Raw genomic sequence first — 14531 nt, 5'->3', positions numbered from 1 at the left:
CCTTACGAATTCTACACCCACCAAGCTTCCGTAGGCTTCTCTTCAATGATGACGGATTTGAGGTTTGTTACGGCTCGTTGGAACCCTTCTTCAATGGACATGAGTGGATCTTCATGTTCAATACTGACAACATAGTCATATCCATAAGTGCGTAATGCACTGATCATATCTGACCACTCTTGAAGGCTATGGCCACACCCTACTGAACGGAATGTCCATGCTCTTGTCTGAACATCTCCATAAGGTTGCATATCTGTCAATCCGTACATGTTGACATTCTCTTGATCAATGTACGTATCCTTTGCGTGAAAGTGGTGAAGCGCATTTTCCTTACCTAGAATTTTAATTGCTGCTACTGGATCAATACCTTGCCACCACATGTGACTCGGATCAAGGTTAGCACCGATGGCGTCACATGTGGCCTCTCTTAATTTTAAAAGCGTGTATGGGGTATGGACTAAAAAGCCGCCATGAAGTTCTAAACCAATTTTTACGTTATGGTCTTCGGCAAACTGTCCAACTTCCTTCCAATAAGGAATGAGCTTTTCTTCCCACTGCCACGTCAACACATCGGCATATTCATTTGGCCATGGTGATACAGGCCAGTTTGGATACTTAGCTTCATCAGAATCACCTGCTGTTCCAGAAAAACAATTCACAACCGGAACATTCATTAAATGAGCTAGTTTAATCGTTTTCAATAATGTTTCATGTGATTCTTTTGCAAATGACTTATCTGGAGAAATGGGATTACCATGACAGCTAAAGGCACTAATTTGGATGCCGCGAGAATCAACTTTTTCTAAATAATCTTTACGTAATTCTTCACTCTCTAATAGCTTATCGAGATGGCAATGGGCATTTCCTGGATAACATCCCGTACCGATTTCTACCGCTTGGACGCCTGATTTTTGAACGATATCTAACATGTCTTCAAAATTATTCTGTGAAAATAAAACGGTGAACACACCTAATTTCATAACGCATAACCTCCTCATTTATCCCATATAATCGTCCGTAAAACTCCTAGCTTAAAATAGATATCAGAGCTAAATCATTTAGGCGGGAGATAACGGGCGTAAATGTCCTAATTCACTTACTATCAATCATGGGGGGAAGAATTAAAACTCCCAATGATTGAAGGTTCGTTTTATCGTAATCGTTCGATATAACTCTTTCATAAGTCATGCTTTCGTCATATTGCCTTCTTTCATTAATGATGGCAGCTACTTACGCTATATTTTAATAATTTTGCTCGTTTCTTGTGATTCAAGTGCCGCTAATACAACTTGAAGAGAACGCAATCCTTCTACCCCTGATACCGGTGATTCTTGTTGATTCATGATTGAGCTTATAAAGCGGTCAATCACACCTGAGGATGTTTGGCCCCCGGCTTCATTCGTTTGAATTTGACCAAGCTCATATTTGGCCACTTCACCGTTTTGATACTGAATAACGAGAGAATCAACAGGATCATCTAATAAACGCATGATGCCTTTTTCTCCATAAATAACCGTTGCATTATCTTCTTGTGACACATATGACCAGCTAGCTGCTAACGTCCCGATAATGCCACTTTGTGACTTCAGTACACAAACAGCTGTATCATCCACATCAGCCTTTTTCTTAGAACTTGTTTCAACAAATGCGCCTACTTCAACAAACTCTTCATCTAAAAGAAATCGTAATAAATCGGTTTTGTGGACACCAAGGTCACCCAAGGCGCCAATAAATGCCTCTTCTTTTTTGAAAAACCAGCTATCAGTACCGTCTGCACTCCATCCTTCAGGCCCACCATGACCAAAAGCAGAACGGAAACTATAAATCTTCCCTAGTTCACCTTGTTCAATGAATTGTCTCGCTTTTTGATGCGCTGGTACGAAACGCTGGTTATGAGCGATCATGAGTTTCTTACCAGATGCTTTTGCAGCTTGAATCATGTCTTCTGCTTCTGCCTTTGATGTGGCCATTGGTTTTTCACATAGCACATGCTTTCCAGCTTTTAACGCCGCGATCGTCATCGGTGCGTGCAAGTAGTTTGGGGTACAAACACTGACTGCATCAATCTCCTTATTGGCAATTAGCTCTTCATAGTTTGTGTATGCTTTTGCTTTATATAACGTTGCAATTTCAGCTGCGCGCTCTTTTACAATATCGCATACCGCAACAATCTCTACTTGTTCATTTTGCGCATACTCAATCAAGTGCCGATGCTTTGCAATACTCCCACAACCTATTACTCCGATTTTTAGTTGTCGCACTTGGTTTCTCTCCCATTCTTTAATTAGTTTTTAATACCTTCTAAAGGTTTTGCATTCCCATAAACAGGCTTTACTCGTTTCGTAGGTATGGCCCACTGAACCGCGTTTTTAATAACCTGTTGGATATCTTTGTGGTAATAAGTTGGATACGTTTCATGTCCAGGTCGGAAATAAAAAACTTTCCCTTTTCCTCTTCGGTAAGTGCACCCACTTCTAAACACTTCTCCTCCTTCAAACCAGCTTAAAAACAGGACTTCTTCTGGAGGAGGAATATCAAAATGTTCCCCATACATTTCTTCTTTTTCAAGCTCAATATAGTTGCCAATTCCTTCTGCAATCTGATGGCTTGGATCAATTACCCATAACCTTTCTTTTTCGCCAGCTTCCCGCCATTTAAGATCACATGTCGTCCCCATTAGTGATTTGAAAATTTTCGAAAAGTGACCTGAATGAAGAACGATTAGACCCATTCCACTAAGGACACGTTGTTTTACTTTTGCAACGACTGCATCATCTACTTCCTCATGAGCCATATGTCCCCACCAAAGCAATACATCCGTTTCATTTAATACGTCATCAGTAAGGCCATGTTCGTCATCATCTAATGTAGCTGTTATCACCTCAAAATCTTCCTTTAAAAAGTGAACGATTGCGCCATGAATGCCTTCTGGATAAATGTCTCTAACAAGCGGTTTTTTTTGTTCATGACGATTTTCATTCCATACGGTCACCTTGACCATGTTGATTCTCTCCTCACCTTTGTTATAGTCACCATTTAAGTAAAATCAGGCCATGACTTTCTGTGTCCTTCATCATTTTAAAATCGATAGTGCCATTCCTTTTCAATGTCATTATCAATTTGCTTATTTCCTATTTGACTTCATCATAAGCGATATAACTTCTAAGAAAAATAGATTATCTAATTAAAACATGCACTATTTTGCTATAATGGTGTTTCATGATGTCATCACCCTAAGCATGAAATAATTTTAATAAAGCTAGTTGGAAAATAACGATAATGAGTGAAAGAGCTAAGACGCAGCTAGTCATACAGTGCGTTTGGGAATGAAACTAGGTGAGGCTTAAATCTTAAATGTTTTAAGGGCGATAGTCCCCACCTTAACGGGGAGGTGGGAACGTTTAATCAGGTGGCGTCGAGACGCCTCCTGAATTAGATGTTTCAGCTTGCTTAAACAAGTTCGCGAAAATGACGATCGTTGTGAAGGCAGTTTGAAGATGGCGAAAGGCTTTTTGGCAAAGAAAAAGATGAAAATACGTTTCAACGTGCACATAGTGGTGAGCTTGAGGAAATAAATAGACGAGAATACGTCACCCATCCTCGTATAGTCAAACTAAAAAACTTCCGACTATCATGTTTGACTAGCGGAAGTTTTTTTCACTTTAGTGAACTGATTAGTCCCAGTTTGTTAGTCAATTATGTTTACTGTTTTACTATATTGATGAATGATTAAGTAGTTACTTCTTTAAAATAACAGTTGTATAGCCAGGTATTTCTATTACGTTATCTTTCAACCTAATATCATCTAATTCTCCGATATAGAAAAAATAGTTTTTATACTCAGTTAGGTCATCACTAAGGTTGATTTCTTTCGTTACATTGCTTAAGTTGTGTATAACAAGTTTTTCTTCATTTTCTGCTATTCGTTCAAATGATACTATCCCATCTTCTGTAATAGATGTGCTTTTTATTTCACCCATAATTAATGCTTCACTAGCTCGACGGGCATAAATTAAGGATTTATAGTGATGGAGCAGGGAATTTTCATCTTGCAGTTGGCTTTCTACATCAATGGCATTATCAGTGTCATTACTATGATAACGATCAGCTCTCCATGTCGTTTGCTTTGTATCTTCTGAATCTTTGTACCACCTCATCGGCAAACGGATGTCTTCATCAGGCTTCTCACCTTCCATACCGATTTCTTCCCCATAATAGAGATAAGGGTTTCCTGGTAATGTTAATAATAACGAGGCGGCCATTCTAGCATGATCCATATTATTGGCTAATTCACTCATCGTTCGGTTCATATCATGGTTGGTAATAAAAGTTGAATCAATAAAATCTTCAGACTTTGTAGTGAAGTAATTTCTCGTTTTTTCAAGTTCTGTCACTAGTCCTGCATCACTTTCCGATTTTACAGAAGTTAATATGTGTCCCGATAAATCAAAATTAAAAGCGGAGTGTAAGCCACCATCTAAATAGGGTGCAACAACATCAGCTGTATCCCAAATTTCGCCTACAAGAATTACATCGGGATTAACTTTTTCCATTTCAGTTCTAAATTCTCGCCAAAACTGGTGGTTTTTCTCTTGATAATCATCTCCGTGGTAAGAACTGTATATATGTTTGGCAGCGTCTAACCTGAACCCATCAACACCAACCTCTTCAAGCCAAAAAGTACCAATATCATAAATGTCTTCTCGGACTTTTGGGTTATCCATATTCAAATCAGGCATTCCCTCCCAAAATATCCCTTCATATACATTGTTTCCTGTACCGTGCCAGACTTGTTGACCCCATTCACCTTCTTGACCAATATGTGCATCTTCATCTGCCCACACATAGTAATCACGGTACTTTTCATCATGTTTTAATGCAGCTTGGAACCACGGATGTTCCTCACTGGAATGGTTGACCACAAAATCTTTGATGACTTTTATTCCTTTTTTGTTTGCTTCTGCAACAAATTTTTTAAAATCATCGAGTGTCCCATACTCTGGATTTACATCCATATAATTAACCACATCATATCCGTGGTAGCTAGGTGACGGGTTAATTGGCATTAACCAGATGCCTTCCACACCTAACTCTTGTAAATAATCAAGCTGTAATGTGGCTCCTTGGAAGTCACCAATGCCATCTCCTGTTGAATCATAAAAGGATCTTACAAATATTTCATAATAGACACCGTGTGGTTCAATCGTCTTTAAATCCTCTTCGTCAAATATTAAAGGTGTATTTGTCTTTTGTAGACAGCCAGTAGACAAAATTGCGACAGTAAGTCCAGTAGTAAGCAACAGGCCTATTTTCTTAGTCATCATTTTTATCCTCCTCTATTATGATCTTTTTTGTTCGCTCCTTAACCCTTCAAATGAATGATTATAATTTAACAAGACGAGAAAATTCCCAGTAGTAAAGGGGGAAATTAGGTAATGTTGAGTCTAGTACTATTAAAAAGGGCAGGTAGCTAAGAAGGCGTCCAACACGCATGACCGTAAAAAATGGTTTTCAGAGTGTGACCTCAATTATTGCTAATTTCTTAATTTCTATTATAATTTAGAAAGCGATTACAAAATAATGCAAGCGGTTTCATTTTTGGAGTGAGGATATTAGTATGTATATGTCTTTTGCAAGGAAAAAAGTACATGAGATTGTAACGTTTTTTACACGATAATGCCCCATTATGTTGTTCGTCATATAGCGTTCGTCAGTTGATAATACTTACATACACACGCATAACGTGATTGTAGCGAGCGAATGCCGCTAATGTCACTCGGCTAGTACTGAGCTTTCAATAAAATGACAGATAAATCCCTATCTGATAGTCATGGACTAATTTCTTCGTTACTATCTTCATACTTTGCTATGTGTATGCCCATTTGTATAAATTGATGAATTATAGTTAAATAGTTCATTTTTTGTAGTATTTGTTAATGTAAAAGGCAAAAATAGTATGATTTAATAACTAAATAAAGGAGGGGAGATGTTTGAATTGAACATGTATGATGGTTTGTGGAAGTAAGTAACGTGGAGGGATGAAAAAAGGAGAGTTAGAAGGATAGGACAAGTATACCAAGGAACAAATGATTGAGATGAATTTGACGTAAGACATGTAGAGGGCCTTTATTTTTTAAGATACGGAACTAGTAGAAAAATGGAAATAGAGGTTACAGACATATTAGGTGGCCGTATCAATCAGCAAAACGGGAGAAACCTATTTATCTTTCTTAAGGAAGTATTTTTTTGCACCATATGAGCAAACGTTTGCGCTCGAAAAAAAAGAAAGCGTGACTAGTGACCTTATAGGTAAAAGAAAGGGGACATCTACACAATGAGGACATTTGCCATTAAAAACGAAATTAAATTAGCTCACTTATCGGGCAATGGAATTAGATTTGAGATCGATGGAGAAAGTTATATCGATGCAGCATCAGGTACTTTTAACTTACCGTTGGGCTATAATCACACCGAAATGGTAGATGCCTTAACAGACCAGATCAAAAAGGCAAGTCATGCGAGTTCAACCTATACAAAACCTATTGTTGAAAATGGTTTTAGCAAGTTACTCGATGAAGCTCCAGAAAATATTAATAAAATTTTTATGAGAGATCTGACTGGTTCAAGTGCAAACGAAGCAGCTATCAAGATGGCGATGAAATCAAGTGGGAAAACGGGTGTATTAAGCTTGATGTTGTCACATCATGGACAGACGGCATTAACTACATCAATTTCAGGTAACGCATTTCGAAGAGAATCTTTTCCATCTCTAAATTATCAGGAGTCGCTTAAAGTACCTGCACCGTACTGTCACCGTTGTTTTTACGGAAAAACTTACCCAGATTGTGGCCTTTTATGTGCAGAAAGAATTAATGATTTTATTGAATATTCCTCATCAAATCAAGTAGCTTGTATGATTATTGAGCCTGTTATGGGGAACGGAGGAAACATTGTTCCTCCAAAAGAATACTTTCAATTAATTCGTAAAATATGTGATGAACACGATATTATCCTAATATCTGATGAAGTTCAGACAGGACTTGGTCGAACAGGTCATATGTTTGCTAGTAATCACTTTGACATGAAACCTAATATCATCACTTTAGCGAAAGGACTAGGGGGAATTGGTATACCAGTTGCTGCTGTTCTCATGGAATCACGCTTAGAAGTGTTTGAAAGCTATGAACACTCATTTACTTCAGGAGCAAATTTATTAGCCATATCAGCCGCACAAACTTACTTAGATGTACTGGAAAAAGAAAATATTCTTGAACATGTAAGGGGAAATGGAGATTTATTGGGAGAGGAATTAACTGAATTGATGAATCAGTACCCGTTTATCTCTGATGTTAGGGGATTAGGATACATGTGGGGATTGGAAATTTCCGATCGTGAGGGGCATGAAGATCCAAAAATGACACAAAAAATAGTGGAAACAAGTCTTAAAAATGGGTTAATCCTTCGTTCCTCTCGTTATGGCTTTGGGAATGTTGTCAAAGTACGCCCTCCGCTTATAACTAGTAAAGCTGAGATATATGAGATCATCGAAATGTTAAAAAAATCATTAGATGAAGTGATATAGGGAGGCGTTAGTTATGTTAGGAGTTGTTTATAACGGCCCATGGGACGTCAAAGTTCAGGATAAAAAAATTGATCTCACCATATTGCCGGATGAAGTGTTGATAAAGGTAAAAATGACAGGTATTTGTGGAACGGACCTTAATATTATAACAGGTAAATATGAAGCAGCTTTACCTGGCACCATTCTGGGCCATGAAACGGTAGGGGAAGTTATTCAAATAGGTGAATCAGTCCCAAACCTTCAGGTGGGAGAGCGTGTTGTCGTTGATCCCACATATTATTGTGGTCATTGTCGTTTTTGTAGAACTAATCGAAAAAACCATTGTGAATCGAAAACGCAATTGGAAACAGGGGTAAGCAGTGATGGTGCTTTTACAAATTATCACAAAACAAAATATTCTTTCTTGTATAAGCTACCAGACAATTTGAGTTATGAAGTAGCTACCCTGACGGAGCCGCTGAGTTGTGTCTTAACAGGTATAAAGTGCTTAACGCTTCATACCGCTATGAACATCGTTGTTATCGGTGGGGGACCGATGGGCTTGTTATATAGTTTGGCTTTAGCGGCAAAGGGATATTCAGGTGTCGTGGTAGAAAATCAGATTAATAGACAACATCTAGTCAAAGATGTGATAGATCCTAAATGGAGATTGGCGACAAACTTAAAAGGAACGTTAGATGTGTTTGATGGGACAGGCACTCAAATAGATGTGGTCATCGATACTTCGGGTTGCGCTGTTCATGACTACTTACATCATCTATCTAGGGGTGGGCAAGTATTATCTATTGCACTAAAACAACAAGTGGTTGGGATTGACCTTGGTTGGATTGCAGATGAAAGTATCAGCTTTTACGGATCAATAGATAGTCTGAACAACTCTTTCAATGAAGCTTTAGCATTATTAGCAAACGGCGCTATTCCTGGATCTAAATTAATCACTCATAAGTTACCAGTTAGAAAATTTCATCAAGCAGTAAAACTTTTAGGACTGTCCCTTGAAGATAAAGCATTTCGAGCATGTGACGCAGCGATAAAGATACTCGTTCAACCTGAAGGAGAGGAAAATGAGGCATAAACATCACTTTGAGGCTGTTATTTTCGATATCGACGGTGTATTAGTTGACAGTGAACATTATCATCATCAAGCAGTCAATGATATATGCAGTGAAATAGGTCACGTCATATCAATTGATAAAAGTAAAGAGTTAATAGGTTTAAGCTTAGAAGAGACGTTTGATCAACTTCAACTACGACGTGTTACTACTAATAAAAGTGAGTGGATGCAACAGGTAGAAGACAGATATGTGCAAATCATTGATCGTAAAATGGAACGTCCTTATGCTTCTGAATTAATAAAGGCGCTGAAAATCTCTGGTATAAAGATAGCATGTGTCACAACAGCAAATCGAAAAGTGGCAGAAGCAAACTTGAAAATCATAGGAGTACTAGACAGTATCTCTTGTTTAATTACTAGGGAAAGTGTTGTAAACACCAAGCCTGATCCAGAACCGTACACGAAAGCTTTGCACAAGTTAATTGTTTCTCCTGAGCATGCATTAGTAGTTGAAGATAGTGCAATAGGTGTACAAGCAGCTCTTTCTGCACATGTTGGAACAGTTTTATTTTACCCACATGCCATGTCTAACGTTCAAGACATGCACGATCCCGTCATCACAATCAATCGATTTACAGACTTTTCATTTTTTAATCGAATGCTGTCTCAGTTTGTAAACATATAAAAGAGGTGGGGAAAGGGCCATGAGTGAATTGACATCGAGTGAACGAAAGAATTTTGAGCAAATATATCGGTTTGTAGAAGAGAAACGTCTTGAAAAAAACAAGGTTGACTTTTGGATTCCGAAAATATGGAATGAAATCGGCTATAGGGATACTGAAGTAGAGCAATCTGGGCAGATTAAAGTGAATCCTTTTCATTATTTCTTTGAGTTATTTCAATATATATCGGATTATTCTAACAATCCAAACGATAAACACGCGTTAGAATATCGAGAAGCAACCATCTATTCATCGCTTGTAAGGTACACGGCGGCATGGGATTATAATCGAGATGGTCATATTGAATCGGGAACTTTTTTACGGATGATTATTTTATTACCCCTATTGAAAAAAATGGGGGTAAACATCCTATATCTACTTCCTATTAATGAATATAGTGACATGCATCCAAAAGGTGACTTAGGATCTCCTTATGCAATTAAAAATTATTTTCATTTGGATGCAAACTTACATGACCCTCTCTTAGATGATTTAAAAGGGTTTACGATTCATCAGGAATTCAAAGCTTTAGTAGAAGCATGTCACATGCAGGGCATAAAAGTTGTTCAAGATTTTATCCCAAAAACGGCGGCCAGAAACAGCGCATTAATATATGATCATCCAGATTGGTTCTATTGGATCTATAAAAAATATGAAAGTGGATTTCAGCCGCCAAAAATACCGGGGTTAGGTGTATTCGAAGAATGTACGCATGACCATCTCGAACGGGTATATACAGCTTCTGAGACAAAGGAACATTTAAGGAAATTTTCTTCTTCGCCAGATGTGATAAATCCAGAGTTGTGGGATAAATTGAAAAAACAATCGAAACAAACGGGAGAAGATTTATTAGAGTTAATAGAAAAAGAATTTGAGATTACGACAGCACCAGCACATTCAGATTGGATAAACGACGAGCAACCTGTATGGACAGACATTACTTTTTTAAGGTTTTATTTAGATGAGGCACCAGAAGTACGTCCTTATTTGGACTCATATCAACCCCCTTATGTACTATTCGATACGATTAAATCAAATGTGTTTCCAGGGAAAATGCCTAACCAATTGCTTTGGAATCTTTTAGAAGAAGTCATCACATTTAATTTATTAGAGTACGGGGTTGATGGATTTAGAATAGATATTGGACACGCTCTACCAGTGTCCTTGTTGCAACACTTGTTTCACATTGTACGAGAAGAGAAGCCGGATGCAATTTTAATTAGTGAAGAGCTTTTTAACAAAAATCATAAGAGGACGTTTGAATATGGTTACACCATGATGCTTGGTAGTGGCTGGGAGATGATGACTAGGCTGAACAAGCCGGATCTTATTGGCTATATCAAAGAGTTACCATCATTAAAGTTGCCTATATTTGCTTGTTCCGAAACAGCCGATACACCGAGAATAGTTAGTAGACCTGGTGGAGTGAAATTGGCACGGGCTATGGCAGTATTTAATCATTTTCTACCAAATGGTGTTCCGTTTATTACGACAGGGCAAGAAGTAAATGAACGACAACCGTTGAATTGTGGACTCTCAGATAATACTGGTGGGGAAAGTATCCCAAGGGCTTTTTTCAATAAAATGATCATTGATTGGAACAATCAAGGTGCTCCTGCGATGATTCACCTATTTAAAAGTTTAGATACATGTAAAAAAAAGCATCGAGACTTATTGCTCGTCGAAAATTTTTTTGTGGCAGACTCGCCTGAGGAACTGGTTATCTATGGCTATGAAAATGAAGAGCACGTACTACTCTTATGTTTAAATATAGGGGATCAAAGATCTTATGTAACACTAAACCACATTGTTTTTTCATATTTTTCTTATGACATGATGATTCATACAGAAGAACAAATTGCCAAGCGAAGTGTTAATCATAGCGAGCTTATTAGGATTAATCCACTTCAAGCTGTCATTTTTTCAGGAATGAAAAGTGTGGAATGAGTGTTGTTCATAATTCATAGAGTCTGGTTCACACTGAAAAAAGGTCTGATTTCGTTATAGTGTACATTAACATATAGAACAAGGAAATAAAGGGGTACAACATTATGGATAAGAAGTTTTTGAAAACGGTATTAGCGATAGCTATACCGGTTTCTTTGCAAGGTGTTATTATGGCCTCGCTTAATATGACAGACCAAGTCATGATTGGTCAACTAGGTGATGCATCGATCTCTGCGGTAGGTATTTCAAATAAACTCTTTCGAATTTTGCTATTTGTTTTAACAGGTATAGCCTCAGGTGTATCTATTTATGTGGCACAATACTGGGGGAGTAAAGATCGATCAAGGGTTAGGCACGTGTTGGGATTGGGCTTAGTCATAGGTGGCGCGATTTGTTTACCTTTTGCCATCATGATATTCTTTTTCAACGAGCATATTATGAGTTTGTTTACGAAGGATATGGCCATTATCGAAGCAGGAAGTATCTACTTGCAAATTGTCAGTTTAAGTTATATACCAATGATGTTAACGGTCATCTATTCAGCTGTTTTACGTAGTACACGACATGCCCAATTGCCTATGGTCATGAGCGGTATTTCTGTTGGGCTCAATGTATTATTGAACTATATGCTTATCTTTGGAAATTTTGGTTTGCCTGAATTAGGTATTCAAGGCGCTGCAGTTGGAACATTCATTGCACGAACAATTGAATTTGCTATGATGCTGGCTATTATATATGCTCGACGCCTACCAGGTGCCTATTCCTTTTTTGACGTGTTTCAAATTGATAAAACCTTAATGAAAAAATTTGCTATCACTACTTACCCCATTGTGTTAACTGAATTCTTTTGGGCAACAGGTGAAGCAACATACGGTGTTGTCTATGGGCGTATGGGAACTAGTGAAATTACAGCAATGGCTGTATCAGAGCCGATTCAATTATTAAGTATTGGTTTAGCATCTGGTATTGCAAGTGCCGCTACCGTTTTAGTAGGAAATTTGTTAGGTGGTAATCAGAATGACGAGGCATTTTTATATGCCAAACGATTTTTTAAAATGGGGCTCATCGTAACGATCAGCTTATCGGGTTTGATTATTTTATGTGCAAGCGTATATGTGTCATTGTATCAAATTTCCCCTGAAGCACACGATCTTTCCATCGCAGTTATTATCGTTTTTGCACTATTATTTTGGGTCAAAGTGTCAAATATGATTGTGGCTCATGGTGTTTTAGCCAGTGGAGGCGATACAAAATATTTGTTTGTAATTGATACGACAACGACCTGGGGATTTGGGGTACCTGTAGCATTCATATCTGCGTTTGTGTTTGGATTGCCAGTCTACTGGGTGTATTTCCTACTTACATTAGAAGAAGTCATTCGACTGGGACTAGGATTGGGGAGACTCTACTCGAAGAAGTGGATTCGGAACTTAGTAGAGCCTCAAAAAGATATAAGTGGGTAAACTATTGACATACCCAAAAGGAAATCTAAGGTCGTGGCGTGTAGATTTAAGCGTGAACTTAGGGGCAGAGGTATGATTCCCACTTCCCTTATCACAGGTAACTGTCCGTAAAAGCCCTGTTCAAAGTAGAGAGATGTGTTGAATCTATTATGATGGGGAATAACGGGCGTTCGTGTCCTGATTCACTCAACTACCAATCAGTGGGGGAAGAACGAAAACGTCCACTGATTGTAAATTTGTTTTAAAAGAGATGTGGTCGCTTCAGCTCTTATCTTCATTTAACCTTTAAAATTGTGGCGCCACCCTTTAAAAACAACTAGGTATATTTAAAAATGCTCAGAGTACTAAGCTCTGAGCATTTTTGTCTTAATATATTGAGCGATTACTAGGTGAAGGCGGTGATAAGGTAGTTGCTGTTTTAATCCTACATGTTTTTAAGGGTTATATACCCTTGCCTTACCGTTAGTGTAAGTGGGGACTTTTAGTAAGGTGGCGTCGAGAAGTCATCTCGATGTTTCAGCAAGTTGAAACGAGTTCGCTCTTCACTTGCTTCTTTTAATCCAAAGAATGATAATATTTGGTGCGAAACTCTTTAGGAGAGAGGTTAAACTTCTTTTTGAATACTTTATAAAAGTAATTGTAATTTTGAAAGCCACAAGATTCTGCGAGATGTTGGAGATGGTAGTGTCCAAGCATAATGCGTTCGCGAGCTATGTCTAAACGAAGGTCTAACGTGTATTGAATAATGCTTTTACCAAATGCCATTTTAAATAACGTAGTCGTACGAGAAACGCTTAAATTTACGTGTTTGGCAACATCCTCAACTTTAAATGGGGTAGTGATATTTTTCTCAATAAATTGTTTCATTTGACAAGCGATAAAGAAATGACCATTAAAAGACAGTTGGTTGGATATGATGCAATCGATTGTCAGGCAGAGCGCTTTTGATAAGTGATCACAGATTTCTTTGCTTTCGTCTCCACGTCTTAAATGTTCGTGGGTTAGCTGACGGAAATAAGTAATAATACCTTGGTTTAAAGGTACTTTTAGCTTGGATGGGCGCTCCATTTTTTGTGCCCATTGGTCTATCCATGCCCCCTTAAGAAACAGAAAATAATCGAAGCTATACACTCTTTTTGTCTGATCAAGTTGCACCTGGGGATTAATCATTAATCTATATGGGCGACCTGGGGGAACAATGATAAAATCCCCTGCTTTAAGCACTTCTAGGTTATCTGCATCCATTGAGGTGTATTTAGCAATTCCTTCATTCTGTATCCTGAACAAGTAACTATCCATCTTTTCTATATACATATCATATGGTTGTGTGTGTTCAGCATATCCGGCTCCTAATATGTTGTTTCTCTCATGAGAAGTATTAGACATAGACTTCATTTACCTCACGCTTTCAGTCATTTTCAAGACTTTTTTGTTATGATCGTCAGCACCACGTAACGAGAAATGAAGCTCTTCAGTCTCCTAAAAGATAAAGCGTATGACTATTGCTTGTTTTAAATGTTACTGAATCGGATATAAATTATTCAATCTCTCCCATGCATCCTGACCTATTTAAACAGGCATTTTTCACTAGCAGCTAATAAACGCATTTTTTCATAAGAGGTCTTAACATGACGTGAAACGATGTTCTAAGGCTGGGGGGCAATCAAAGGGCACAACATAATTGAATGAATATTTCGAAAATTATAGTTGCTTGAATGGCATTCACAACTGAATTTTCATCACAAACAATGATAAATGATCTA

10 protein-coding genes are annotated in these 14531 nt (G+C 37.9%); 5 read left to right on the top strand and 5 right to left on the bottom strand.

From position 1 onward, the window contains the following. Positions 1–11 precede the first annotated feature (11 nt). From BK581_RS11100 to BK581_RS11085, 4 genes are all read right to left on the bottom strand, one after another. Positions 12–980 carry a sugar phosphate isomerase/epimerase family protein gene (locus BK581_RS11100; protein WP_078578239.1) on the bottom strand — a complete coding sequence of 323 codons (969 nt, stop codon included), beginning with the start codon at positions 978–980 and terminating at the stop codon, positions 12–14. Positions 981–1235: 255 nt separating this feature from the next. Beyond that, entirely contained in the window at positions 1236–2261 is a 1026-nt protein-coding gene (locus BK581_RS11095; protein ID WP_078578238.1) for a Gfo/Idh/MocA family protein, read from the bottom strand. Positions 2262–2284: 23 nt separating this feature from the next. Continuing rightward, positions 2285–3001, bottom strand: a complete 717-nt coding sequence (locus BK581_RS11090; RefSeq protein ID WP_078578237.1) for a ThuA domain-containing protein — start codon at positions 2999–3001, stop codon at positions 2285–2287. Between the two features lie 736 nt (positions 3002–3737). Further along, entirely contained in the window at positions 3738–5324 is a 1587-nt protein-coding gene (locus BK581_RS11085; protein ID WP_095995549.1) for an alpha-amylase family glycosyl hydrolase, read from the bottom strand. A 1010-nt stretch (positions 5325–6334) separates the two neighbouring features. On the opposite strand from BK581_RS11085, the gene BK581_RS11080 reads away from it, so the two are divergent. The 5 genes from BK581_RS11080 (at position 6335) to BK581_RS11060 (ending at position 12768) form a co-directional block, all read left to right on the top strand. Then, positions 6335–7582: an aspartate aminotransferase family protein gene (locus tag BK581_RS11080; RefSeq protein ID WP_078578236.1), complete on the top strand. Its 1248-nt coding sequence runs from the start codon at positions 6335–6337 to the stop codon at positions 7580–7582. Between the two features lie 13 nt (positions 7583–7595). Beyond that, on the top strand, positions 7596–8657 hold the full coding sequence (locus BK581_RS11075) for a zinc-dependent alcohol dehydrogenase (RefSeq protein WP_078578235.1): 1062 nt from the start codon (positions 7596–7598) through the stop codon (positions 8655–8657). Beyond that, entirely contained in the window at positions 8647–9321 is a 675-nt protein-coding gene (locus BK581_RS11070) for an HAD family hydrolase (RefSeq protein WP_078578234.1), read from the top strand. Before BK581_RS11075 ends, BK581_RS11070 begins: the two co-directional genes overlap by 11 nt. A 19-nt stretch (positions 9322–9340) precedes the next feature. Then, positions 9341–11305, top strand: a complete 1965-nt coding sequence (locus BK581_RS11065) for an alpha-amylase family protein (RefSeq protein ID WP_078578233.1) — start codon at positions 9341–9343, stop codon at positions 11303–11305. A gap of 104 nt (positions 11306–11409) precedes the next feature. After that, the gene (locus BK581_RS11060) at positions 11410–12768 is read left to right on the top strand and encodes an MATE family efflux transporter (RefSeq protein ID WP_078578232.1); all 1359 of its coding nucleotides are present in this window, start codon (positions 11410–11412) and stop codon (positions 12766–12768) included. A gap of 555 nt (positions 12769–13323) precedes the next feature. Here the strand turns inward: BK581_RS11060 and BK581_RS11055 are convergent. Next, entirely contained in the window at positions 13324–14154 is an 831-nt protein-coding gene (locus BK581_RS11055) for a helix-turn-helix transcriptional regulator (RefSeq protein ID WP_169837677.1), read from the bottom strand. Positions 14155–14531: the final 377 nt, after the last annotated feature.

Source organism: Salipaludibacillus agaradhaerens, assembly GCF_002019735.1.
GTDB classification, from domain to species: Bacteria; Bacillota; Bacilli; order Bacillales; family Salisediminibacteriaceae; genus Salipaludibacillus; species Salipaludibacillus agaradhaerens.
The sequence above is the reverse complement of the archived record's forward strand: the minus strand, read 5'-3'. Positions and strand labels throughout refer to the sequence as shown.